Annotated in this window: 23 protein-coding genes; 18 read left to right on the top strand and 5 right to left on the bottom strand. The window is 64.4% G+C overall.

The features are described 5' to 3' along the window. Nucleotides 1–15 precede the first annotated feature (15 nt). The gene (locus QXZ85_RS07970; protein WP_315702407.1) at nt 16–156 is read left to right on the top strand and encodes a hypothetical protein; all 141 of its coding nucleotides are present in this window, start codon (nt 16–18) and stop codon (nt 154–156) included. A 541-nt stretch (nt 157–697) separates the two neighbouring features. Here the strand turns inward: QXZ85_RS07970 and rpsT are convergent. Beyond that, nucleotides 698–964: a 30S ribosomal protein S20 gene (gene rpsT / locus QXZ85_RS07965; protein ID WP_315702408.1), complete on the bottom strand. Its 267-nt coding sequence runs from the start codon at nt 962–964 to the stop codon at nt 698–700. Between the two features lie 357 nt (nt 965–1,321). Between rpsT and QXZ85_RS07960 the strand changes: the two genes are divergently transcribed. From QXZ85_RS07960 to QXZ85_RS07950, 3 genes are all read left to right on the top strand, one after another. Further along, on the top strand, nt 1,322–1,639 hold the full coding sequence (locus QXZ85_RS07960) for a hypothetical protein (protein ID WP_315747549.1): 318 nt from the start codon (nt 1,322–1,324) through the stop codon (nt 1,637–1,639). Between the two features lie 120 nt (nt 1,640–1,759). After that, a complete protein-coding gene (gene msrA, locus QXZ85_RS07955; RefSeq protein WP_315728118.1) occupies nt 1,760–2,416 on the top strand; it encodes a peptide-methionine (S)-S-oxide reductase MsrA in 657 nt (218 codons plus the stop codon). A 177-nt stretch (nt 2,417–2,593) separates the two neighbouring features. Continuing rightward, complete coding sequence (locus tag QXZ85_RS07950; RefSeq protein WP_315702411.1) at nt 2,594–3,304, top strand: polysaccharide biosynthesis/export family protein; 711 nt, start codon at nt 2,594–2,596, stop codon at nt 3,302–3,304. A 52-nt stretch (nt 3,305–3,356) separates the two neighbouring features. Here QXZ85_RS07950 and QXZ85_RS07945 read toward each other — a convergent pair whose 3' ends face one another. Together QXZ85_RS07945 and QXZ85_RS07940 are read right to left on the bottom strand one after the other, a co-directional pair. Next, on the bottom strand, nt 3,357–4,028 hold the full coding sequence (locus QXZ85_RS07945) for a dienelactone hydrolase family protein (RefSeq protein WP_315702412.1): 672 nt from the start codon (nt 4,026–4,028) through the stop codon (nt 3,357–3,359). Between the two features lie 54 nt (nt 4,029–4,082). Beyond that, nucleotides 4,083–4,454, bottom strand: coding sequence for a hypothetical protein (locus QXZ85_RS07940; RefSeq protein WP_315703151.1), 372 nt, complete (start codon nt 4,452–4,454; stop codon nt 4,083–4,085). 173 nt (nt 4,455–4,627) lie between these two features. On the opposite strand from QXZ85_RS07940, the gene QXZ85_RS07935 reads away from it, so the two are divergent. Together QXZ85_RS07935 and QXZ85_RS07930 are read left to right on the top strand one after the other, a co-directional pair. Further along, nucleotides 4,628–4,792 carry a hypothetical protein gene (locus QXZ85_RS07935; protein ID WP_315702413.1) on the top strand — a complete coding sequence of 55 codons (165 nt, stop codon included), beginning with the start codon at nt 4,628–4,630 and terminating at the stop codon, nt 4,790–4,792. 210 nt (nt 4,793–5,002) lie between these two features. Continuing rightward, nucleotides 5,003–6,106 carry an HD-GYP domain-containing protein gene (locus tag QXZ85_RS07930; protein ID WP_315702414.1) on the top strand — a complete coding sequence of 368 codons (1,104 nt, stop codon included), beginning with the start codon at nt 5,003–5,005 and terminating at the stop codon, nt 6,104–6,106. A gap of 120 nt (nt 6,107–6,226) precedes the next feature. Here the strand turns inward: QXZ85_RS07930 and QXZ85_RS07925 are convergent, their stop codons facing one another. Then, on the bottom strand, nt 6,227–6,637 hold the full coding sequence (locus QXZ85_RS07925; protein ID WP_315702415.1) for a VOC family protein: 411 nt from the start codon (nt 6,635–6,637) through the stop codon (nt 6,227–6,229). A 104-nt stretch (nt 6,638–6,741) separates the two neighbouring features. Here QXZ85_RS07925 and QXZ85_RS07920 point away from each other — a divergent pair, with 104 nt between their 5' ends. The 12 genes from QXZ85_RS07920 (at nt 6,742) to QXZ85_RS07865 (ending at nt 20,359) form a co-directional block, all read left to right on the top strand. Continuing rightward, a complete protein-coding gene (locus tag QXZ85_RS07920) occupies nt 6,742–7,716 on the top strand; it encodes a tripartite tricarboxylate transporter substrate binding protein (RefSeq protein WP_316173908.1) in 975 nt (324 codons plus the stop codon). Between the two features lie 119 nt (nt 7,717–7,835). Continuing rightward, a complete protein-coding gene (locus QXZ85_RS07915; RefSeq protein ID WP_315702417.1) occupies nt 7,836–8,141 on the top strand; it encodes a DUF3551 domain-containing protein in 306 nt (101 codons plus the stop codon). Between the two features lie 112 nt (nt 8,142–8,253). Next, entirely contained in the window at nt 8,254–8,871 is a 618-nt protein-coding gene (locus QXZ85_RS07910) for a hypothetical protein (RefSeq protein ID WP_315747554.1), read from the top strand. Then, complete coding sequence (locus QXZ85_RS07905) at nt 8,858–9,250, top strand: transcriptional regulator (RefSeq protein WP_315702419.1); 393 nt, start codon at nt 8,858–8,860, stop codon at nt 9,248–9,250. Before QXZ85_RS07910 ends, QXZ85_RS07905 begins: the two co-directional genes overlap by 14 nt. A gap of 30 nt (nt 9,251–9,280) precedes the next feature. Continuing rightward, complete coding sequence (locus QXZ85_RS07900) at nt 9,281–10,027, top strand: di-trans,poly-cis-decaprenylcistransferase (RefSeq protein ID WP_315743512.1); 747 nt, start codon at nt 9,281–9,283, stop codon at nt 10,025–10,027. Nucleotides 10,028–10,109: 82 nt separating this feature from the next. Beyond that, nucleotides 10,110–12,041, top strand: coding sequence for a tetratricopeptide repeat protein (locus QXZ85_RS07895; protein WP_315769650.1), 1,932 nt, complete (start codon nt 10,110–10,112; stop codon nt 12,039–12,041). A gap of 102 nt (nt 12,042–12,143) precedes the next feature. Further along, a complete protein-coding gene (locus QXZ85_RS07890; protein ID WP_315702422.1) occupies nt 12,144–13,244 on the top strand; it encodes an HlyD family secretion protein in 1,101 nt (366 codons plus the stop codon). After that, a complete protein-coding gene (rbbA, locus tag QXZ85_RS07885; protein WP_315702423.1) occupies nt 13,241–16,006 on the top strand; it encodes a ribosome-associated ATPase/putative transporter RbbA in 2,766 nt (921 codons plus the stop codon). Before QXZ85_RS07890 ends, rbbA begins: the two co-directional genes overlap by 4 nt. A gap of 6 nt (nt 16,007–16,012) precedes the next feature. Then, nucleotides 16,013–17,140, top strand: a complete 1,128-nt coding sequence (locus QXZ85_RS07880) for an ABC transporter permease (RefSeq protein WP_315702424.1) — start codon at nt 16,013–16,015, stop codon at nt 17,138–17,140. 240 nt (nt 17,141–17,380) lie between these two features. Beyond that, nucleotides 17,381–17,632, top strand: coding sequence for a hypothetical protein (locus QXZ85_RS07875; protein ID WP_409977468.1), 252 nt, complete (start codon nt 17,381–17,383; stop codon nt 17,630–17,632). A 108-nt stretch (nt 17,633–17,740) separates the two neighbouring features. Next, on the top strand, nt 17,741–18,544 hold the full coding sequence (locus QXZ85_RS07870; RefSeq protein WP_315743507.1) for a dienelactone hydrolase family protein: 804 nt from the start codon (nt 17,741–17,743) through the stop codon (nt 18,542–18,544). 165 nt (nt 18,545–18,709) lie between these two features. Next, nucleotides 18,710–20,359: an amidohydrolase gene (locus QXZ85_RS07865; RefSeq protein ID WP_315769649.1), complete on the top strand. Its 1,650-nt coding sequence runs from the start codon at nt 18,710–18,712 to the stop codon at nt 20,357–20,359. Between the two features lie 24 nt (nt 20,360–20,383). Here the strand turns inward: QXZ85_RS07865 and QXZ85_RS07860 are convergent, their stop codons facing one another. Then, on the bottom strand, nt 20,384–22,042 hold the full coding sequence (locus QXZ85_RS07860) for an acetolactate synthase large subunit (protein ID WP_315769648.1): 1,659 nt from the start codon (nt 22,040–22,042) through the stop codon (nt 20,384–20,386). Nucleotides 22,043–22,522: the final 480 nt, after the last annotated feature.

Below are 22,522 nucleotides of genomic sequence, written 5' to 3'. Positions count from 1 at the left end.
CGAACCGACAATCGCTTGGAAAGCGTCGCCAACGCGCACACCGCCGCCGATTTGCACGTCCGCCCCGTTTCTAAAACCGCGCTGGTCTTAAAGATCGTGGGCGCCCGCGAGCCATTTAAGAAATACACAATGCGCCAGTTCTCGCAATCCATTTGATCGGCGCACTGCAACGAGTCGTCGAGCGCTCTGCAGTGCAGCGTTGCAGTTCGAGAAAGCATGTTCTTGAATCAGCGCGAGGAATCTCGGATGTGACGGATCGCACGCGCCGCGCAAAAATTTTTCATAAAAAATTTACGTTGGCCGATTGACGAGCATCTTTTCCAAATACTTGGTCGCGCTATGTGGGTAAGTCATTTTCGAGCCGAAGTTTTTCGAGATTGTTTTTTCGAGTAACTCCCGCGTCGCATCGTGCGCGTGCAGCTGTGCTCGGAATCGCCAAGCGCGTTGTCTTGACACTGTTGGTGCTGGGTCTGCGACGCTGTCGTTCTTCGCGTTGCAGGTGCGGCTAAATTGTCACCTCGTAAAATTACGGACCGTGCACGCAAAGCTACAGACGTGGTGAACGCACGTGCAAATGCGTCGCGCGTGTGCGCAGAAAAATATCTGCACTGCAGTCGCGCAGAACAAGACAACAAAAAAGCCCGGCGTCGCGCCGGGCTTCGATGCATCATTGCGTGATTAGGATGGTGCGATCAATTCACTTCGCGAGCTTCGCGATCTGGTGCGACAAGCGCGATACTTTGCGGCTCGCGCTGTTCTTGTGAATGATGTTGCGTTGTGCCGCGCGCATCAGCTGCGGCTCGGCGCGCGTCATTGCCTGCAACGCCGCCTCGCGATCACCCTTCGCGATCGCTTCCTCGACACTGCGCACCGCGCCGCGCATCTGGGTGCGACGCGACTTGTTGATGATGGTGCGGCGGGCAATCTTGCGCGTCGCCTTCTTGGCTGAAGTCGTATTGGCCATGCTCTCACATATCCTTCGGCGGCAAGCGTCGCCGCAATCTGCAGATCCGCGCTGGCCGCGGCTTGCGGCCCGATCGACGCGATGGGTTGTTTGGACGCCTCTCTGAGAATGCCATGACCGGAGCGCCAGAGGCTCGGTAGGTCGGCGCTGCTCAAAGAACAGCGGCGGCGGGATTGCGCCCACCGCCATTTCGGCCCTTATAGAGGGCGGTCTTTGGAGCGTCAACGGCCTCGCGCGGCTGGAAAGCCCGGTCCGGCAGGGCAATTGCGGCCGTAAGCCCCTGACGAGGTTGAATTTCCTGAAATCGCCCGGTAAGGCCTAGCAGCGCGCTGACCGCGCCACAGGAGCAGGTGAGGCATGATCCGCGGTTTCTTCCGACTGGTGGGGCTGTTGCTCTTGGCCGGCGGTTTCATCTTCATGGTCTATGACGGCGCTCGCTGGGTGGCCGATCAGACCCTGCAATTCACCCGCTTCGGCCAGTTCTGGAACGACGTCCATCAGTCCAGCCAGGCCGCGTTCCATGCCTGGATCGAGGCCAGGGCGCCCTTCCTGTGGGAATGGATCGTCAAGGGCGTGCTGGATCAGCCGGTGTTTGCCGTGCTTGGTCTCCTGGGCATCGTCCTGATGCTGGTGTTCCGCCCGCGCAAGCCTCTGATCGGCTATTCCCGCGACTGATCTCCATAGCTGCCGATCGGTAACGGGCCTGCCGGTCCCGACGTAGAGCCCTATATAAGATCGGCCGAAGGTGACGGCGCCGCCTCCTGCGGGCCGTCGGACCGTGCCCGGAGGAAAGCCATGCTGTTCACGCGCAAAGCCACCGACCTGCCGAGCGTCGCCGAGGCGCTGCCAGGCCGCAGCACCCCGATCCCGACCGCGACCACGCATTTCGTCAACGGCCATCGTCTGCAAGCGCCTTATCCGGCCGGCTTCGCGCAGGCCATGTTCGGGCTCGGCTGCTTCTGGGGCGCCGAGCGCAAGTTCTGGCAGCTCGGAGATGGCGTCCATGTCACCGCAGTGGGCTATGCCGGCGGTCACACGCCGAATCCGACCTATGAGGAAGTGTGCTCGGGACGGACCGCGCATGCCGAGGTCGTGCTGGTCGTGTTCGATCCGAAGCTGATTTCCTATGAGCGGCTGCTGAAGACGTTCTGGGAAAGCCACGATCCGACCCAGGGCATGCGCCAGGGCAACGATGTCGGCACCCAATATCGTTCGGCGATCTACACCTTCGACGACGCGCAAGCGAAGGCGGCTGCAGAGTCCAAGGCCGCCTATCAGAAGGCGCTGAGCGCGAAGAGCCTCGGCGCGATCACGACCGAGATCGCGCCCGCCGGCCCGTTCTATTTCGCCGAGGATTATCATCAGCAATATCTGGCGAAGAATCCGGCCGGCTATTGCGGCCTCGGCGGCACCGGCGTCGCCTGTCCGATCGGTATCGGCGTCAGCGCGTAAGCTGAGTGAAGCTCGGTGGGTGCACGTTCGCCGTCTTCCTCCTCGCTGAGCGGAGGACGGAACTCGCTGTTTCGATCGGCTGGGATCGCGGAGGACGGGACGCCGCACCGCGCGCCAACGCTTTGTTAACCTTAACCGCGCATCACTAGGCATATCCTCTTTCTGGGATTGTCCCGAGTGCGCGCGTTCTCTCTGCCGGTCATTGCCATCGTCATTGCCTCGCTGTTGTCGGGCTGCATGCAGACGGTCTCCCCCGTGGCCGTCGGCCAGTCCGCGAGCGATCTCGATGCAATGGCCTACGGTCCGCCGCCTGCTTCACGCCCGGTTGCCGCCACCGGGCAGGGCGGGGGGGCGATCGCGGCGCTGCGCGAGTCGTTCGCCGCCGCTCCCATGCCGGTCGCCTATGGCGGCCCGGTGCGAAGTCGCGACTCCGTCTATCATCTCGATGCCGGCGACAAGCTGCGCGTCGTGGTCTACGGCCAGGAGGGCCTGACGAATACCTATGCGATCGACGCATCGGGATCGATCACCATGCCCCTGATCGGTGCCGTGCCCGCGCGCGGCCGCACCACGGCCGGCCTCGCCTCCGAGATCACAGGCCGCTTGCGCAACGGCTACATCCGTGAGCCGTCGGTGGCTGTCGAGATCGAAGCCTATCGGCCGTTCTTCATCCTCGGCGAGGTGCAGGCGCCCGGCCAATATCCTTACGTGCCGAACATGACGGTCGAGAGCGCGATCGCGATTGCCGGCGGCTTCTCGCCGCGGGCCCGGCGCGACACGGTGACGCTGACCCATACCGACGCATCGGGGACGGCACGTTACGAGGTGCCACTCGGTACCTCGCTGAAACCCGGCGATACCATCCAGGTCAGCGAACGCTGGTTCTGACGTGATCGGTGATTCCGGGGGCGCGCTTCGCGCGCCTCGGAATGACAGCCGATCACTTCAGATGCTTGCCGAAAAATGCCATCGCCCGCGGCCAGGCGAGATCGGCGCAGGTCTTGTCGTAGCTCGCGCGCTCGTCGCAGCTGAAGCCGTGCTGCGCCCCCGGATAGACGAAGATTTCGACCTCTGGCTGCTTGGCCTTGATGGTCTCGACGTCGCTCAAGGGAATGCCGGCATCCTTCTCCCCGAAATGCAGTTGTACCGGCACCTTTAGCGGCTCGTCGGCGAAGCGCACGATCGCCCCGCCATAATAGCCGACCGCGGCCTTCAACCCCGACAGCCTGAGAGCCGCCGCATAGGCGATGCTGCCGCCGAGACAGAACCCGATGATGCCGACAGGGCCGGCGGCTTGCACGGAATCGATTGCGGCCTGGGTGTCGCGCAGCATCGCCTCCCAATCCGGATTGGTGATGAATTTGCGCGCGACCGCGACTTCCTCCGGCGAATAGCCCGAGGTGAAGCCGGGCTCGACCCGATCGAAGATCGAGGGTGCCACGGCGATATAGCCTTCCGCGGCGAGGCGATCGCAGACGTGGCGGATGTGGTGATTGACGCCGAAGATCTCCTGGATCACGACCAGCGCGCCCTTCGGTTGGCCTGCGGGATCGGCGCGGTAGGCGCCGAGCTCAAAATTGTCGGATGCCGTCAGCTTGGTGTCGTGTCCCACGGATCGTTCCTCATTGAGTTTGCTGGAGATCGGATCGAAGCGGCGCGTTCGCTGCTATTGCCACATCCAGTTCTCGCCATAGTCCTCTTTCCAGCCCGTCAGCCGCCCCTGGCGAAACTTGAGGAACAGCCGATGGTGATGCGGGACCAGGCCGCTGCCGCCGAGATTGCGCAGCACCAGAAAGATCTCGTTGCCCGGCGATCCCCTCACGTAATGGAGCGGCTGGCCGAGCGCGCGGGCTGTCGTCTCGGTGTCCATACCGAAGGCAAGCGGTATGTTGTTGGAGAGCGTTGCCGTGAACGGCACGCGGTGCGCGGCGCTCCACCCAATCTGTTGCGCATCCGCCTTTGCCGAGCCAAGCGTCGCGATGCCGGCGACCAAGGCCAGCAGCTGAAACCGCAGTCTCCGTACCGTGCCGCGTTCCATGCAGGTCATGTTGTTCGGTCTCGATGCTGGTGTGTTGCGCCGCAGTCTAGCGTGATCCGGCGGATCAGGAAAACAGCCGCGGCTTGCAACAGCATGTGGTCGGATCGCATGCCTCGCACCACATCGCAAAGCATAGAGCGCAGGGCGCGCGAGTTGGCGCGGATGTCTTTGGGATGTCGTCGCGCCGTCACGATATCGCGATCATTGTTCCCAGGTGCGGATGGGGATCGACTTCTCGCTGGAGCGCAAAGCCCCGCAAGCCGGCCGCCTGCGTAGCCCATGTCGCGGTGGCGCGCTCGGGTGAGGTCAAGGTGAAGAAGGGCGCGATGAAGGCGTAGGGTTGCGGAGGGTGTGATGCGGACCGGGCGCCGGTACGCCTTCCCGCGGATCTTTTGATTCAAATCGTCCGGAATTCCCGCGCATTCTCGCGATCAGGTTAGCTTCGCGGTTACCGCAATGCAGACAGTTTGAACGAGCTGCTTAAGCCGCGAGGAACTCGCGGCCGGGTAAATTCTGCCGGCAACAAAACGGCCCGGGGGCGCGCACGCATGACTGCAGTAGCCAAGAAGACCGCATCCGCAACCAAGCGCCATTTGTTGCTGGCATCGGATCGCGGCGACCAGAGCAGCGAGCTCGCGCGCATCCTGCGGTCGGTCGGCGACGTCGACATGATCCCGACCGCCGAGATCCCGGAAGATCCAGAAGGCCGCTTCTCCGGCGTCATCGTCGACATCAATCTGCGCTCGCCGGAGAGCGTGCAGCGAGTGCGCAAGAAGCTGTCGTCGCGCGCTTACAGCGATATGCCGCGGCTGTTCGTGCTGCAAGAGGCTCTGCATCACGCCACCATGCAGGCCTGGGCGCTCGGCGCGACCGATACGATCGCCCGTCCGTTCAGCCCGGGGGATGTGCTGCAGCGGGTCCGCGGTGCCTTTCCCGGCAATGACGGCTATGACGAGACCGATCGCGGCAAGCTGCTCAACCGCGGCGTCGAGGCGGCGCACGAGGTCATGGTCAAGATCTTCGAGAAGCTGCCGGCCGGCGTGCCGCTGTCGATGGACGACATCATCGCGGCCGAGGGCAGGATCCTGAAGGCCATCAAGCATTCGTCGCTGCGCGAATGGCTGACCGTCGTCGGCTGCCATCACAACGACACCTATCGCCACTGCCTGTTCGTGACCGGCTTTGCGGTCGGCTTTGCGCTGCATCTCGGCATGCGCGACGGCGACCAGCGGCGCCTGACCCGCGCCGCGCTGCTGCACGACGTCGGCAAGGCGTTCATTCCGGTCGCGGTGCTCGACAAGCAAGGCAAGCTGACATCCGACGACATCGCGATCCTGCGGCAGCACCCGCGGCGCGGTTATGAAGCGCTCTCCGCGCAAGGTGGCTTCCCGCCGGAAATGCTCGACGTCATTCTGCACCACCACGAATTTCTCGACGGGACCGGCTATCCGAACGCGCTGCGCAGCGAACAGATCAGCGACATCGTGCGGCTCACCACGATCGTCGACATTTATAGCGCGCTGACCGAGCGGCGAGCCTACCGGGCGCCGTTCCCGCCGGCCCGCGCGTTCGCGATCATGGAAAACATGGGAGCGAAGCTGGATCAGCAGCTGTTGCAGGCCTTCCGCCCCGTTGCGATGGGTGCACATTGATCTGACGGGTCGCGTGCTCGCCGGCGCGGATCGCATTCGCGCCGCGGTCCGCGGACGCGTTTCCCCCGTTACTTAGCCATCGCGCGCAACGTGGCCCGCTCCGGGGCGTCGAAGCAGCTCTCATTCGGCATACGACGAAATCTCGATCAGGCTGCCGTCGGGATCGCGGCAGTAGACAGACCGCAAGGTGCCGCGGGCGCCCTGCTTGGCGACCGGCCCCTCCTCGATCGTCACGCCATGCGCCTTGAGATGCGCCACCACGTCCTCAGGCGCGGCCGTGGTGAGGAAACATAGATCGTCGCTGCCGGCCATCTCGTGGTCGGCGGTGAACCAGTCGGCTTTGTCCGCGTCCTTCGGCCGCACATTGATCTTCTGATTGCCGAACATCAGCGAGGTGCGTTTCGCCTTGCCCGGACCGGGGTCGAATACGACGACCTCCATGCCCAGGATCTTGCGATACCATTCCGTCGTGCGGGCGACGTCGCTGACATTGATCACGAGGTGATCGAGCGCATTGACCTTGACCGACATGGACTATCCCTTTTTCATGAAGCGGGTGATCCGGTCTCAAGACCGCCAGCTAAGACGGCGGCGGACGGGCCAGCAATAACAACGATAATGCCTCGGGGAAACGCATGATCTCACGTCGCCACGCGATCGGCCTGATCGCTTCCGCAGTTCCGGCCACTGCCTTCATCCGCGGCGCGTCGGCGCTGGACTATCCGACCCGCCCGATCCGCTTCGTGGTCGGCTATCCGCCTGGCGGCGCCACCGACATCCTGGCAAGGCTGATCGGTCAGCGGCTTTCGGAGGCCATGGGTCAGCAATTCGTGATCGAGAACAAGCCGGGCGCCGGCAACAATATCGGCACCGAATCCGTCGTGAACGCCGCCCCCGACGGCTATACGATTCTCCTCGTCAATCCGGCGAACTACATCAACGCCACGCTCTACGCCAACCTGAAGTTCAATTTCGTCCGAGACATCGCGCCGATCGCCTCGTTCAATCGCGTGCCGAATGTGATCGCCGTGAACAAGGACGTGCCGGCCAACAACGTCGCCGAATTCATTGCCTATCTGAAGGCCAATCCCGGCAAGGTGAACATGGCCTCCTCCGGCAACGGCACCTCGGTGCATCTGTCGGGCGAGATGTTCATGGCGATGACCGGCACCAAGATGCAGCATGTGCCCTATCGCGGCGCGGCGCCGGCGATCACGGATATGCTCGGCGGCCAGGTGCAGGTGATCTTCGACAATATGCCCTCGATCATCCAGCACATCCGTTCGGGCGCGCTGCGGGCGCTGGGCGTCACGACAGCCGAGCGTTCGCCTCAATTGCCGGAGGTACAGGCGATCGCCGAGACCGTGCCGGGCTATGAGGCGAGTGCGCTGTTCGGGGTCGGTGCGCCCAGGACCACGCCGAAGGAGATCGTCGCGGCGCTCAACAAGCAGATCAACACCATCCTGGCCGAAGCCGAGACGAAGAAGCGCCTCATAGAGCTCGGCGGCGAGCCGCTGATCCAGTCTCCGGAGGCGTTCGGCGCGATGATCGCGGCCGAAACCGAGAAGTGGAAGAAGGTGGTCGAGTTCGCCGGGCTGAAGGTGGAATAGCGCGGCGGTGTGGCTCCGTCGCTTCACGACGAACGCATCGCGCGAGGCCCGCGAAAATGTCGTTTTTTGACCATGGCACCGTGCTTCAACGCGCTTCGGTGACGGAGGAGGCAGGAATCATGCGTCGGATCGCGTTGATGGCAGCGGCCCTGGTCGGTACGGGCTTGGCGAGCACGGCCAGCGTCACGCCGGCGGCGGCATACGAATATCCCTGGTGCGTGCAGGGCCGCGGCGTCGGCTATCCCGGTGACTGCTCCTACCAGACATTCGCTCAATGCCAGGCCAGCGCGTCCGGACGCTTCGTGTCCTGCGGCATCAACCCGGTGGTTGCTTTCGCGCGCGCTCGTCGGGGTCTTCCGGTCTATGCCGACGAACTGCCGCCCCCGCAACGTCGGCGGTATTATCGCTACCGTCAGTATTACTGAGGGAGAAAATCGGTCGCGCAGCACGTGAAAGACCTTGCATCCACTTTGCAAGGCCGTATACTTTGCCGTACAAAGTACGAGTTGGTCCGGTTCGACTCGTTCGGGGTATGAGATGCGCGATCTCGACAAGGCGCTCGCCGACATCGGCGCCATTCGCAGTCAACTCGCTGCCGGCACCGCGTTCCGCGGCTATGGTCCGGCCACGATGGCGGCAACGTCGGCCGTTGCGCTCATCACCGCGGTGCTGCAGCACTCCTTGCTGGATGATCCCACAGCTCAGCCGTTAGCTTTCCTTCTGGGCTGGGCCGCCGCGGCGATCCTGTCGCTCGCGATGATCTGGGTCGAGATGCGGGCGCGCTCGCGCCGGCATCACTCCGGTCTTGCGGACGCGATGATCCACCAGGCGGTCGAGCAGTTCCTGCCCGCCGGGATTGCCGGCGTCCTGCTGGCAATCCTGTTGTGGAGGTTCGCCCCCGAAGCGCTCTGGATGCTGCCGGGACTCTGGCAGGTGTTGACCTCGCTCGGCGTATTCGCCTCGGTCCGCTTGCTGCCGCGCACCGTGGCGCTGGCGGGCGCCTGGTATTTTCTCGCCGGCTTTGCCGTGCTCGTGCTGGCCAGCGCGACCCACTCGCTGTCGCCTTGGACCATGGGCCTGCCGTTCGCGGTCGGTCAGGCGTTGATGGCGGCAATTTTGTATTTTGCGTCCGGAGAAGCCGATGTCGAAGACTGACAACAGCGCGCCATTCTCTTACGACGGGCTCGACCGCGTGATTCACGAAAAGGCGCGGCTCGGCCTGCTCACATCGTTGATCGCGCATCCAAAGGGGCTGGCCTTTGCCGACCTGAAGCAGCTATGCGGACTGACCGATGGGAACCTGTCGCGACACCTGCAAGTGCTGCAGGACGCGGGCCTCGTCGAGGTGATGAAAGGATATGAGGGCAACCGCCCGCATACCACTTGCCGCCTGACCAAGACCGGCCGTCGTCGCTTCCTCGACTATCTTGCCGTGCTCGAAGGTTTGGTGCGCGACGCTGCCAAAGCCGCCGGCAAGGAGCCCGTCGGCAAGGATGCGGCCGCCTCGCTCGGCGTGCTGCCAAGCCGGGCTTGATCTCCCCTTTTTTTGACCAGGAGCTTTGTGATGCAAAGTCCTTTCCAGCCTCAACATGAACCGATCGTGAGCGAGAAGCTCCATGTCGGGATCATCATGGACGGCAACGGCCGCTGGGCCACACGGCGCGGATTGTCGCGCTTGCGCGGGCACGAGGCCGGCGTGGAGGCGATCCGCCGCGTGGTCGAAGCGGCGCCGGAGCAGGGCGTCGGCACCCTGACGCTCTATGCGTTTTCCAGCGACAATTGGCGCCGCCCGCGCGCCGAGGTCGCAGGACTGATGACGTTGCTGCGCGTCTATCTCGCCAACGAGGTCCAGGCGCTGGTGCGCAACGGCGTGCGGCTGACCGTCATTGGCCGTCGCGACCGCCTGCCGGATGGGATCGCGGCCGCGATCGTCCGCGCCGAAGCCGCCACCAAGGCCGGCACCACCTTGCACCTGCGGATCGCGGTCGATTACTCGGCGCGCGACGCGATCCTGAATGCTGCGCTGAAGGCGCGCGAGCTCGGCGAGCTCAGCCGCGAGACCTTCTCGAACCTGGTCACCGGTGAGGCCGGGTTGCGCGACGTCGACTTGATCGTCCGCACCTCGGGCGAGCAGCGGTTGTCCGACTTCCTGTTGTGGGAAGGCGCCTATGCCGAGCTGCATTTCACCTCGCGTATGTGGCCCGACTTCGATGCGCAGGACCTCGCGCAAGCCTTGGCCTCTTTCCATGGTCGCGAGCGCCGCTTCGGCGGGCTCCAGGCGCTGCCGCTGGCTCCGGCGCCGAGCCTTTGAGACCGATAAGATCGCGCGGAACAATCTTCTCCGGAATCCGGGAATCATCTACTGCTGCCTGCAGGAGTGGCAGAAATTCGCGATGAATCGCCAGCAGCGCCGGCCTTCCGGCAAGTCCAACAAGGTCGCCGGCGCCACGCAGCCCGATACGGCAGAGGCGCTGTGCGCGGCGGCGCTTCGAATGTTGCGGGCCGGCCGGGTGGCGGATGCCGAACAGGCCTGCCGGCGTGCGCTGACCCTGGATCCGGGCCATGCCGATGCGCTGCATGCGATGGGACGGGTTTGTCTTGCGACGGAGCGGCACGATCTTGCGATCGAATGGTTCGCCCGTGCGATCACCCAGGATCCGGCGGTCGCTGACTACTTCGTCGATCTCGGCCAGGCGCTGCGCGCGAGGGGGCGATGGGACGAAGCCATCAAATGCTACGATCGCGCGCTGCAGCTGAAGCCCGATGCGGTCGAAAGCTGGGAGGCTCTTGGCGCGCTGCTGCAGCAGCAGGGCAGGTTCAGTGAAGCCGCGCAGGCCTATGACCAGGCGCTGCAACTCGCCCCGCAGCGGGCTGAGACCTGGTTTCGGCTCGGCGAGCTGTTGAAGGCGCAGGACCGCCACATCGAGGCGGCATTGAGCTTCGATGAAGCGCTGAAATGCGGGCACAATGATCTCGACGCCGCCAATCACGCGGGGTTGGCCTATTTCGACGCCGACCGCTATGACGACGCGATTGCGCGGTTCGACCGCTCGCTGCAGCTGAAAGCGGATCAGCCCGGCGTGCTCTGCCTCAAAGGCATCTCGCTCAGGCGGGTGCGTCGCTACGCCGAAGCGCTCGAGGTCGGAAAACGCGCCCATGCGCTGGCACCGCACGACCCGGATATCGCCAACAGCCTCGGCTGCATCCTGCAGAATCTGGGTCGGCATGACGAGGCCATTGCCGTGTTCGATACGGCGATCGCCATCCGGCCGGACGTTGCCGATTTTCACAATCATCGCGGCACGTCGCTCGCCGAGCTGCACCGCTTCGAGGCGGCGTTTGCGAGCTTCGAGCGCGCGATCGCGCTGAAGCCGGACTTTGCCGATGCGCATTGGAACGCGGCGCTGTTTTGGCTCCTGACCGGCGATTTCGAGCGCGGCTGGGCGGCGCGCGAATGGGGCCGCAACTGCCGCGCGGTCGGCTTCGTCGAGCGCAGATTTTCCGCTCCCTTGTGGCTCGCCGATGCGCCGCTCGCGGGCAGAACGATCCTGCTGCACAGCGACGAAGGGCTCGGCGACACCATCCAGTTCTGCCGTTATGCGACTATGGTGGCCGCGCAAGGCGCGCGCGTGCTGCTGGAAGTCGATGCGGTGCTGCAGCCGCTGCTGGCCGGCGTTGCCGGCGTGGAACGATGTCTTGCACGCGGCGTCGATGAATTGCCCGCCATCGACTTTCATTGTCCGTTGTCGAGCCTGCCGCTTGCTTTCGCAACACAGCTGGAAACGATTCCGTCCGCGCCGTCCTACCTGTCGCCTCCGCCGGCCGCGCGCATGCAGATGTGGCGGGATCGGCTCGGCCCGACCGGAAAGCTGCGCGTCGGTCTGGTCTGGTCGGGCAACCCCGCCCATCTCAACGACCACAATCGCTCGGTGCCGCTGTCGGCGCTGGCGCCGCTCCTCGAGCTGAATGCGCAGTTCATCAGCCTGCAGAAGGAACCTCGCGCCGCGGATCGGGCGTTTCTCGCGCTGCGTCCGGACATCCTCGATCTGACCGCCGATATCGTGGACTTTGTCGACACCGCGGCGCTGATCTCCTGCCTCGATCTCGTCATCACGGTCGACACCAGCGTTGCCCATCTTTCGGGCGCCCTCGGCACGCCGACCTGGATCATGCTGCCGTTCACGCCGGATTATCGCTGGTTGTTGAACCGTGACGACAGCCCCTGGTATCCGAACGTGCGATTGTTCCGGCAGGATCTGGGCCGCGACTACGCCCCGGTGATTGCGCGCGTGCGCGATGAGCTGAACGCCATAACCAAAACTTGATCCCGTCTCGCCAGGCGCCGCGCGCGCCGTTTGAGCTGCGTCAACGGATCCGCGGGTGCCTGTGGCACGACACGGGTGTTCTGGAATGCAAAGGCGTTGTACATGGATCCGCAGCAAGATCAGCTCGTCGCCGCTCCGCAAGCCGCGAGCGCATCTGAGCCCCATCGGGTGGATCCAGCTCACGTCAGCGCTCTGCCCGTTCCCGTGCGGCATGTTGCCCGTCCGAGGCGCCGCTTCTGGCCGTTCCTGCTGCTCGCTGCCGTTCTCGGCGCCGGCGCGGGCGGCGGCTATCTCTACTGGAAGCATCTGCATCCGCCGCTGCCGGTCGGCATCAGCTTCGGCAACGGCCGCATCGAGGCCGACGAGATCGATATCGCCACCAAATACGCCGGACGCGTCGCCGCGTTGTTCGCCGACATCGGCGATACGGTGGTGCCCGGGCAGGTGGTCGCTCGAATGGACACCCAGGAGCTCCAACAGTCGCTGTCGAAAGCCGAGGCCCAGGAGCAACAGGCGCAACATGTCGTCGACCAGGCGCAGGCGAACGTCACGCAAGCCCAGACGCAGAAGACCCTGGCCGAGCAGGAGATGCAGCGAACCCGCGCGCTGTTGCAGAACGGTTGGACCACCAAGGAAATCGCCGACCAGCGGCAGCAGACGCTCGATGCGGCCACCGCGGGGCTCATCGGCGCTCAGGCCAGGGTGTCGGAAGCCGGGCGTGCGTTGGAAGCGGTTCGTCACGATGCCGCGCTTTATCGCGTGCAGATTGCCGACAACTCGCTGATCGCACCGAAAGCCGGCCGCATCCAGTATCGGCTCGCCAATATCGGCGAAGTATTGGCCGCAGGCGGCAAGGTCTTCACCATGCTCGATGTCGGCTATGTCTATATGGACATCTTCCTGCCGACCGAGCAGGCCGGCAAGGTCAAGGTCGGAGCCGACGCTCGCATCGTCCTCGACGCCTATCCCGACCATCCGATTTCCGCCAAGGTTTCGTTCGTCGCCAGCGAAGCGCAGTTCACGCCCAAGACGGTGGAGACGCAGACCGAGCGCGACAAGCTGATGTTCCGCATCCGCGTGCGGGTCGACCAGGAGCTGCTGGCTGCGCACGCCGATGCCGTCAGGAGCGGGCTGCCGGGCATTGCCTATATCCGCTGGAAGCCCGACGTCGCTTGGCCAGCCAGCCTGCAAGCATCGCCATGAGCGTGGGTGGGCCTCCGGTTGCGGTGATCAGGAACGTCTCGCAGCGCTATCGCGACGTCACCGCCCTCGACGATGTCTCGCTGGATCTTCCGTCCGGCTGCCTTGTCGGACTGATCGGCCCCGACGGGGTCGGAAAATCGTCGCTGCTCTCGATCGTGGCCGGAGCCCGCGCGATTCAGGAAGGACAGGCGACCGTCCTTGGCGCTGATATTGGGGACCAGCGCGCACGGGCCAAGGTCTGCCCGCGCATTGCCTACATGCCGCAAGGCCTGGGCAAGAACCTCTATCCCGATCTCAGCGTCCGCGAGAACATCGAATTCTTCGCCCGCCTGTTCGGCCAATCGAAGGACGAGCGCGAATGGCGCATCACCGAGCTGCTCGAGAGCACGGGGCTGGCAGATTTCGCGGACCGTCCGGCCAAGAAGCTCTCCGGCGGCATGAAGCAGAAGCTCGGATTGTGCTGCTCGTTGATCCACGATCCCGATCTTCTCATCCTGGATGAGCCGACCACCGGCGTCGATCCGCTGTCGCGTCGCCAGTTCTGGGATCTGATCGATCGGCTGCGCGCGCGCAGTGTCGGCGGCATGAGCGTGATGGTCGCCACCGCCTATATGGAAGAGGCCGAGCGCTTCGATTGGCTGATTGCCATGAACGATGGTCGCGTGCTCGCGACCGGCTCGCCCGCGGAGCTCAGGGCGCAGACCGGCGCTGCCTCGATCGAAGACGCCTTCGTCGCATTGTTGCCGCAAGCCCCCGGCCAGGCACAGGCGGAGATGCCGATCCGCGTGGCGCTCGACGGCAGCGCCGAGCCCGTGATCATCGCGCGCGACCTCACCTGCCGGTTCGGCAACTTCACGGCCGTGGACCGTGTCAGCTTCTCGATCCGCAAGGGTGAGATCTTCGGCTTCGTCGGCTCCAACGGCTCCGGCAAGACCACCACGATGAAAATGCTCACCGGCTTGTTGTCGCCGAGCGAAGGCGAGGCCCTGATCTTCGGGCGTAGCATGGAGGCCGGCGATAACAAATCCCGCCAGCGGGTCGGCTACATGTCGCAAGCCTTCTCGCTCTATGGCGAGTTGACGGTGCGGCAAAATCTCGTCCTGCATGCACGATTGTTTCATCTGCCGCTCGATCAGGCAGGAAAACGCATCGACGAACTGGTCGATCGCTGCGATCTCGCCGACCATCTCGACAGTCTCGCGGCCGATCTGCCGCTCGGCATCCGCCAGCGCTTGTCGCTTGCGGTTGCGATCGTCCACAAGCCGGACTTGCTGATCCTGGACGAGCCGACGTCGGGTGTCGATCCGGTGGCGCGCAACCAGTTCTGGCGCCTTCTGATCGAGCTGTCCCGCCGCGACGGCATGACGATCTTCGTCTCGACGCACTTCATGAACGAGGCGGCGCGCTGCGACCGTCTGTCCTTGATGCACGACGGTCGCGTGCTTGCGACCGATACCCCCGAGGGATTGGTTAGGGCCAAAGGCGTGCAAACGCTCGAGCAAGCCTTCATCGCCTTCCTCGAGCAGGATGCGGGCGTGGAGGACGGCGCATCGGTCACGCTGACCCAGACGAATCCCGACCGCGCGGTTGCGGCAAGATCGGCGGAAGCCGGATCGGAGGCCGACGGAAGGCGCGCGTTGTTCAGTTCGCGACGGCTGTTCGCCTATACGATCCGGGAGGGGCTCGAACTGGTGCGCGATCCGATCCGGCTGCTGTTTGCGCTGTTCGGCACCGCCTTCCTCATGATCGTGATCGGCTTCGGCATCTCCACGGACGTCAACAATCTGACTTTTGCGGCGCTCGATCACGATCAGACGCCGGAAAGTCGCGCCTATCTCTCGGAATTGCGCGGTTCGCGCTATTTCACCGAACGGCCGCCGATCACCGATTACGCCGACCTGGAACGGCGCATGAAGAACGGCGACATCAAGGCCTCGATCGAGATTCCGCCGAACTTCGGCGTCGACATCAAGCGAGGCCGCCCGGCTTTCGTATCGGCCTGGATCGACGGCTCGATGCCGTTCCGCGCCGAGACCATCCGCGGCTATCTTCAGGGCACGCATCTGCTCTATCTGTCCGATCCGGCCGTCAAGACCACGCAGCCGGCTGCGCCTTCGCCCGCCACTATCGCCATCCGATTCAAGTACAATCAGTCGTTCGACAGCATCTATGCGATGGTACCGACCACGATCGCGCTGATGCTGGCGCTGTTTCCGGCGATCCTGATGGCGCTGGCGGTGGTTCGCGAGAAGGAGCTCGGCTCGATCACCAATCTCTACGTCACGCCGGTGACGCGATTGGAATTCCTGCTTGGCAAGCAGCTGCCCTATATCGCAGTCGCCTTGGTCAATTTCGTCGTCATGTTCATCATGGCATTGTGGCTGTTCCGAGTGTCCTTCAAAGGCAGCCTGCTGCCGCTGCTCGTCGGAACTCTGGTCTATGTCTTCACGACGACCGGCTTCGGCATGCTGATCTCGACCTTCTGCCGAACCCAGATTGCGGCGCTGTTCGGGACTGCAATCCTGACCATCCTGCCGGCCACCCAGTTCTCCGGCATGCTGGTCCCGGTGTCCTCGCTGTCGGGATTCGCCCAGCTGCTCGGGATGTGCTTTCCGATGACCTACTTCCGTCCGATCACGGTCGGTACCTTCACCAAGGGTCTCGGCTTTGCCGATCTCGGCCAATATATCCTGATGCTGCTCGTGTTCATTCCGGTGCTGACGACGCTGAGTCTCGTCCTGCTGCCGAAGCAGGAGCGGTGAGGCGCCATGCGCTCGCTGTCCAACATTTTCTGGCTCGGAACGAAGGAGTTGCGCAGCCTGTTCGGCGATTTCGTGCTGATCGGTCTCGTGATCTATTCGTTCACCGTCGCAGTGATCAGCCAGGCGCAGAGCAACTCGCAAGAGCTTTACCACGCCTCCATTGCCGTGGCTGACGAGGATAACTCCGAACTCTCGCGTCGGATCATCGGTGCATTTCTGCTGCCCTACTTCCAGCCACCGGTTCATATCGCGGAAGGACAGATCGAGCCGCTGATGAACAACGGCAAGTTCACCTTCGTGCTGGACATTCCGCCGAACTTCCAGCGCGACGTGATGGCCGGTCATAAGCCGTCCTTGCAGGTCAATGTCGATGCCACGGCGATGGTCCAGGCGGGCCTCGGCTCTGGCTACATCCTGCAGATGATCGACACCGAGATCGACTGGTTCCTGGCCCGGGCGCAAAAAACGCCGTTGTCCCCGGTCAATCTGGTGACGCGGATCGCGTTCAATCCGAATGTCGACACCGCCTGGTTCGAAGGCGTGATGGGCATCATCAACAGCGTCACCATGCTCGCGATCATACTGGCCGGAGCTGCGCTGGTGCGCGAGCGCGAGCATGGCACCATGGATCATCTGCTGGTGATGCCGCTCTCGCCATTCGAGATCGCCATGTCGAAGATATGGGCCAATGCGCTGGTGATCGCGGTCGCAGTGATGCTGGCGCTCTATGTCGTGGTTCGGCTCATCCTTGGCGTGCCGATCAACGGCTCGATCCCGTTGTTCATGGTGGGCGCGGTCCTTTACCTGTTCTTTGCCACCGCCGTCGGCCTGTTTCTCGGGACGATTGCGCGCTCGATGCCGCAGCTTGGGCTGCTCTATATCCTGGTTGCCGTCCCCATGAACATGCTGTCCGGCGCCTCGACCCCGGTCGAGAGCCAGCCGGAATGGCTGTCCACGATCATGAAGGCGTCGCCCTCGACCCATTTCGTGTCGTTCGCGCAGGCGATCCTGTATCGCGGCGCCGGGTTCGATGTGGTTTGGCCGCAGTTCCTCCTGGTTGCCGGCATCGCCGCCGTGTTTCTGGGGCTGACGATCTGGCGCTTCCGCGCCTCGGTCACCGCGACTGGTGCGTAGCCGAAAGGAGACACCCTCCGGCCCTCTGCCGAACAGGGTTTCGGGATGTTTAACCGCGCGGGCGAGAAGGACGACGCGGCATGCGCCGCTCGGCCGTGCCGGTCTGGGCACGCTGGCCTGGGCGCGCTGGCAACGGTTCGCCAACCATCGCATCGGCCGAGCCGGGCCGCTAACGATTTCGAAAATCGCGCTGGTGCACCGTGGCTCTGTCCTGAGGGGGACAGAGTGGGGAGATTGAGCATGACGATGAATGGGGAAGCCGTCCTGGAAAACGTGCGCCGCTATCGCACCATCGCATCCTTGTATCGCCAGACCGCAGCGCGCCGCCCGCATCAGCGCTGGTCGCTGCTGGAGCAGGCGGAAGAGTGGGAAAGCCGCGCCGTCGCCGAGCTTGAGGACTATTTTGCCGCGCGCAGCGCTGCGAGCGCGTTCGCGGTTTCGCATCAGGCCTTTCGTGCGCCGGCGCGCTGGGAGATGGCCGCAGCCGCCTAAGCCGCAGCAGCTGCGTGTCGCGTATCCTGGGATCGCGGCACCGACTTGACAGTCCGTTCCCGCCGGTCCCTTTTGCCGTAAGTGGTCTAGGCATAAGGATCTGTCACGATGTCGACGCCGGATATCCCATCCATATCCATTGCGACCCTCCCGGTCACCCGCAGGACCGTCCTGAGCGGTCTTGCCCTTCTTGTTGCAGCTCACCCTTTGCGCGCGGAGCCTGCCGAACAGTTCAACGTGGAGTCGGCCGAAGGCCCGATCGCTTTGACCCGCTATGCCGCAAGCGGCACGGCGAAGCGGCCAAGCGTCCTGGTCCTGCATGGCGCGCGCGGTGTCGAATTGAGGCAGCGTGCCTACGAACGCTATGCCAACGCGCTGACGGAAGCGGGCATCGACACCTACTTGGTGCGCTATTACAGCCCGGTCGACGAACAGGCGCTGGCGAAGATCAGCACGCGGGAAGCTCGCATCGCTCATCAGGACGCACGATTTGCTGCCTGGGCCGAGCGGGTATCGTCGGTTATCTCCGCGGTCTTGGCGCGGCCCGATAGTTCCGGCCGGCTTGGCCTGGTCGGATTTTCGCTCGGCGGCTTCGTTGCTGCGGCGACAGCCGTGCGCGATGAACGCGTTGCCGCGCTCGCGGTGCTGTATGCCGGCATGCCCGACCAGATCGCGCCCGGCGTGAAGCATATGCCGCCATTGATCGAGCTGCACGGCGACGCCGATCGCAATGTTCCGTTGGCGCGCGGCAAGGCTCTGGTCGAACTCGCCAAGGCGGTGGGGGCACCGGCCGAGCTCGTCACCTATCCCGGCAAGGCCCATGGTTTCGACTTCGCCGACAATGATCCCGCGACGGGCGATGCCGTGGCGCGCGTCGTCAGTTTCTTTCGAGAACGGTTGCCGACGGCTTGAGCAGAAATGCCGGCTGAAGCCGCCGCGTCGCGTGCACGCCGCGATCACCTTGCGTAAATTTTCCTCACGCCCCGCCATCGCATTGCCCCATGCGGCAAGCGCGATTGACATCACCGCATCGGCCCGCTGAGCTTGGCGCGACAGGCAATCGGGGGCGCGCGGGTAATGGACCAAGCAGATCTCATCCTCGGCAACGGCCGCATCTTCTGCGGCCTGAATGACGGCTTCGTCGAAGCGCTTGCCGTCGCTGGCGGTCGCGTCCTTGCAACTGGCAAAGCATCCGATATCGCAGGCCTTGCCGGTCCCGCGACGCGCACGATCGATCTCGGCGGCCGCCTCGCAGTGCCCGGGCTGAACGATGCGCACATGCATCTGCTGCCCTTTGGTCTCCATATGGCCGAGATCAATCTGCGCCCCGAGACGGGCGCGCGCAGCGTCGGCGAGATCCTGCGCCGGATCGCGGAAAAGGCCAAAACGGCCTCGCCCGGCGAGTGGATTCTTGGCCGCGGTTACGACCACAACGAGCTTGCAGAAAAGCGCCACCCCACGGCCGCCGAGCTCGACCACGTCGCGCCTGATAATCCGGTCTACATCAAGCGCACCTGCGGCCATGTCGCGATCGCCAATACGCTGGCGCTGCGCGAGGCCGGCATCGGCCACAACACGCCGAGCCCGGATGGCGGGCTGATCGAGCGGCGCGACAATGAGCTGACCGGGCTGTTGGCCGAGCGCGCAATGCGTCTGATCGTCGAGGTCGCCCCGAAGCCGACCCGGGCAGAGCTGCGCGCGGCGATCGACCGCGCGAGCCGCTTTATGCTGTCGCAGGGTTTCACCAGCGTGATGGATGCGGCGGTCGGCATGTCCGCCGGGATGGAAGAGATCGCGGCCTATGAAGAACTCGCGGCCGCGGGCGAATTGCCGTTGCGGGTCTGGGCCTGCATCTACGGCAATCCCGACGGTATCGGCGACAAGGCCTTTGAAGCCGGCTATCGCTTCGGCCGCCGTACCGGCCTGTTGCGCTACGGCGCGATGAAGGTGTTCGGCGACGGCAGCGCCGGCGGCCTGACCGCGGCGATGAGCGAGCCCTATCTGGTCGGCGAGCCTGACAATCGCGGCATCTTCTGCTTCTCGGATAAGGAAATGCATCAGTTCCTGGCGCATTATCACGCGCTCGGCTATCAGCTCGCGATTCATGCGATCGGCGATGCCGCGATCGAGCAGGTGCTGAGCGGGATCGAGAAGGCCGGCACGACGGATCAGCCGATCGAGGGCCGCCGCCACCGCATCGAGCATTGCGGCTTCCTCAGCGACGGCCAGATCGCGCGCATGGCGAACGCCGGCATCGATCCGGTGCCGCAGCCGATCTTCATGTACGAGTTCGGTGACCTCTATCTGCGCAATGTCGGCGCCGAGCGCACGGCCGCGGCCTATCCGATGCGCAAATGGCTTGATGCCGGCCTGCACCCGGCGGCGAGCTCGGATGCGCCGGTGTCGACCACCGATCCGTTCAAGAACCTGTTCACGATGACGACGCGGATGTCGAACCGGCGCACGGTGCTGGGGCCGGATCAGCTGCTCTCGATGGCCGAAGCGCTGCATGCCTACACCTATTGCGGCGCTTACACGCAGTTTGCAGAACATGAAATAGGACGGCTGGTGCCTGGGCAGGCGGCCGATATCGCGGTGCTCAGCGATGACCTCTTCGCGATCGAGCCTGCGCATCTGGAGCATGATGTCCACTGCGATATCACGCTTCTGAACGGCAAGGTGGTGTTCGATCGCGCCGGCGAGCTGGGCGCCGCCGCGGCGGAGTAGATTGTCCAGGCGGGAACGTGGCGCTCATTCACCTCCTCCCGCACCCCCTCCCGGCGCATGCGCCTGCAGCTCCTGCACCAGCACGCGCATGTTCTCCGAGTAGTCCACCGGAACGCTCACAAGATGCACGCCCTGTGCATCGAACGCGGCTTCGAGCGCCGGAGCCAGCCCGTCGGCCGTCGCCACCCGGCTGCCCTTGGCGCCATAAGCCTGCGCGTAAGCGACGAAATCGGGATTGCCGAAGGTCATGCCGAAATCGGGAAAGCCGTCGACGCCCTGCTTCCAGCGGATCATGCCATAGGCATTGTCCTGCAGGATCAGCACGACCAGGTTCACGCCGAGCCGGACCGCCGTCTCGAGCTCCTGCGAGTTCATCATGAAGCCGCCGTCGCCGCACACCGCCATGACGCGCCGATCGGGATAAAGACACGCAGCCATGATCGCCGACGGCAGCCCGGCACCCATGGTCGCAAGCGCATTGTCGAGGAGCAGCGTGTTGGCGACGCGGGTCCTGTAGTTGCGGGCGAACCAGATCTTGTACATGCCGTTGTCGAGGCAAACGATGCCGTCCTCGGGCATCACCTTGCGCACGTCGTGCACGATCCGCTGCGGTGTCAGCGGATAGCGGCTCTCCTCGGCGCGGTCTGCGATGTGGCGGAGGATCTCCGCGCGCAGCGTCAGCAACGCGCCGGCATTCGGCAGTTGGCCTTCGAGCCGGTCAGCCAGCAGCTTCAGACTTGGACCGACATCGCCGATGAGCTCGGCATGCGGAAAGAACACCTCTTCGACCGTCGCGGGAAGATAGCCGACGTGGAGCACCGTCGGCCCGCCGGGCCCCATCAGGAACGGCGGCTTCTCTACGGTGTCGTGGCCGATGGCGATGATCAGGTCGGCGCGGTCGACCGCGTCGTGAACATAGTCGCGCTCGGAAAGCGCGGCGGTGCCCATGTAGAGTCCGGAGCCGCCGGCCACCGAGCCCTTGCCCATCTGCGTGTTGAAAAACGGAATCTGCAGGCGGCGGACGAAATCGGCGAGCGCCGCCGCGATGCGTGGCCGGCTGGCGGCGGCACCTAACATGATCAGCGGCCGCTGTGCGGCTCTGATCAGCTCGGCCGCGCGATCGAGGGCTGCGGGCTGGGCGACCGGCATGTCGATCGGATGCGGCGGGATCGGAGCGGTGTCTGCAGTTTTGGCGGCGGCGATGTCTTCCGGCAGTTCCAGATGCACCGGTCCCGGCCGCTCCTGCTGAGCCACGCGAAAGGCGTCGCGAACGATCGAGGGAATGGTCGCCGGACTGACGATCTGGCGCGCCATCTTGGTCAGCGGCGTCATGGTCGAGACCATGTCGACCACCTGAAACCGCGCCTGCTTGCGGCTCAGAATGCCTTTCTGTCCCGTGATCATGATCATCGGCATGGCACCGAGCAGCGCATAGGCGGCGCCGGTCGTGAAGTTGAGTGCGCCCGGTCCCAGTGTCGCCAGGCAGACGCCGGGGTGGCCGGTGAGCCGACCGTGGGTGGCGGCCATGAAGGCTGCGGCCTGTTCATGCCGTGTGAGCACCAGCTCGATGGGAGAGCGCCGGAGCGCTTCGACCACATCGAGATTCTCCTCGCCAGGTACGCCAAAGATCCGAGTGACGCCCTCGTTCTGCAAGGCGGCGACCAAAAGCTCTGCACCGTTCATCGGCTTGACCTCTCGCATTGGTTCGGACGAATGTCAGGACGAGGTGGATGCCTCCACCCCCCTGAACGTGTCTGCATGACTCGACCGGATCGATCGGGCCGCTGCAATCTCTAATTCCGCGCTCGCGCGGTCTTGATGATGATGTTCGGAACGATGCAAGGAAGCGGTGCACGAGACGATCCAAGCCGCCGCGGTCTCGCGGTGCTGATGCGCCCGAGTTGTGCTGAATGCGAGCCCTCTGCAAGCGAGAGGGGCAGGGAAGACCAGGTGCCGGCTGGCACCCATGGCCCCCGTGCGTGAAGAAGTGCACGGGGCAGGAACCACAGGCTCAGCCGAGATGACCCGGCCTTCCCTGCGCGATGGTGTTACGGCTTACTCCGCGCTCTCCCCGGGGATCGGCTCTCTTGCCCCCGTCATCAGCGCGATGCCATCTCATCGCAGAGCGATGTCGAGTGGCACCGTCGCGAACTTAGCGCCAGC

Source organism: Bradyrhizobium sp. SZCCHNGR1005 (assembly GCF_032489995.1).
Classification (GTDB): domain Bacteria; phylum Pseudomonadota; class Alphaproteobacteria; order Rhizobiales; family Xanthobacteraceae; genus Bradyrhizobium.
This window is presented reverse-complemented; position numbering and strand designations above follow the sequence as displayed.

Bases quoted from the DNA above. Each gene is read 5' to 3' on its own strand.
- QXZ85_RS07880 (WP_315702424.1), top strand. From the start codon at position 16,013: ATGCGCTCGCTGTCCAACATTTTCTGGCTCGGAACGAAGGAGTTGCGC.
- QXZ85_RS07870 (WP_315743507.1), top strand. From the start codon at position 17,741: ATGTCGACGCCGGATATCCCATCCATATCCATTGCGACCCTCCCGGTC.
- QXZ85_RS07890 (WP_315702422.1), top strand. From the start codon at position 12,144: ATGGATCCGCAGCAAGATCAGCTCGTCGCCGCTCCGCAAGCCGCGAGC.
- rbbA (WP_315702423.1), top strand. From the start codon at position 13,241: ATGAGCGTGGGTGGGCCTCCGGTTGCGGTGATCAGGAACGTCTCGCAG.
- QXZ85_RS07900 (WP_315743512.1), top strand. From the start codon at position 9,281: ATGCAAAGTCCTTTCCAGCCTCAACATGAACCGATCGTGAGCGAGAAG.
- QXZ85_RS07875 (WP_409977468.1), top strand. From the start codon at position 17,381: ATGACGATGAATGGGGAAGCCGTCCTGGAAAACGTGCGCCGCTATCGC.
- QXZ85_RS07905 (WP_315702419.1), top strand. From the start codon at position 8,858: ATGTCGAAGACTGACAACAGCGCGCCATTCTCTTACGACGGGCTCGAC.
- msrA (WP_315728118.1), top strand. From the start codon at position 1,760: ATGCTGTTCACGCGCAAAGCCACCGACCTGCCGAGCGTCGCCGAGGCG.
- QXZ85_RS07940 (WP_315703151.1), bottom strand. From the start codon at position 4,454: ATGGAACGCGGCACGGTACGGAGACTGCGGTTTCAGCTGCTGGCCTTG.
- QXZ85_RS07910 (WP_315747554.1), top strand. From the start codon at position 8,254: ATGCGCGATCTCGACAAGGCGCTCGCCGACATCGGCGCCATTCGCAGT.
- QXZ85_RS07895 (WP_315769650.1), top strand. From the start codon at position 10,110: ATGAATCGCCAGCAGCGCCGGCCTTCCGGCAAGTCCAACAAGGTCGCC.
- QXZ85_RS07960 (WP_315747549.1), top strand. From the start codon at position 1,322: ATGATCCGCGGTTTCTTCCGACTGGTGGGGCTGTTGCTCTTGGCCGGC.
- QXZ85_RS07915 (WP_315702417.1), top strand. From the start codon at position 7,836: ATGCGTCGGATCGCGTTGATGGCAGCGGCCCTGGTCGGTACGGGCTTG.
- QXZ85_RS07865 (WP_315769649.1), top strand. From the start codon at position 18,710: ATGGACCAAGCAGATCTCATCCTCGGCAACGGCCGCATCTTCTGCGGC.
- QXZ85_RS07935 (WP_315702413.1), top strand. From the start codon at position 4,628: ATGTCGTCGCGCCGTCACGATATCGCGATCATTGTTCCCAGGTGCGGA.
- rpsT (WP_315702408.1), bottom strand. From the start codon at position 964: ATGGCCAATACGACTTCAGCCAAGAAGGCGACGCGCAAGATTGCCCGC.
- QXZ85_RS07860 (WP_315769648.1), bottom strand. From the start codon at position 22,042: ATGAACGGTGCAGAGCTTTTGGTCGCCGCCTTGCAGAACGAGGGCGTC.
- QXZ85_RS07920 (WP_316173908.1), top strand. From the start codon at position 6,742: ATGATCTCACGTCGCCACGCGATCGGCCTGATCGCTTCCGCAGTTCCG.
- QXZ85_RS07930 (WP_315702414.1), top strand. From the start codon at position 5,003: ATGACTGCAGTAGCCAAGAAGACCGCATCCGCAACCAAGCGCCATTTG.
- QXZ85_RS07925 (WP_315702415.1), bottom strand. From the start codon at position 6,637: ATGTCGGTCAAGGTCAATGCGCTCGATCACCTCGTGATCAATGTCAGC.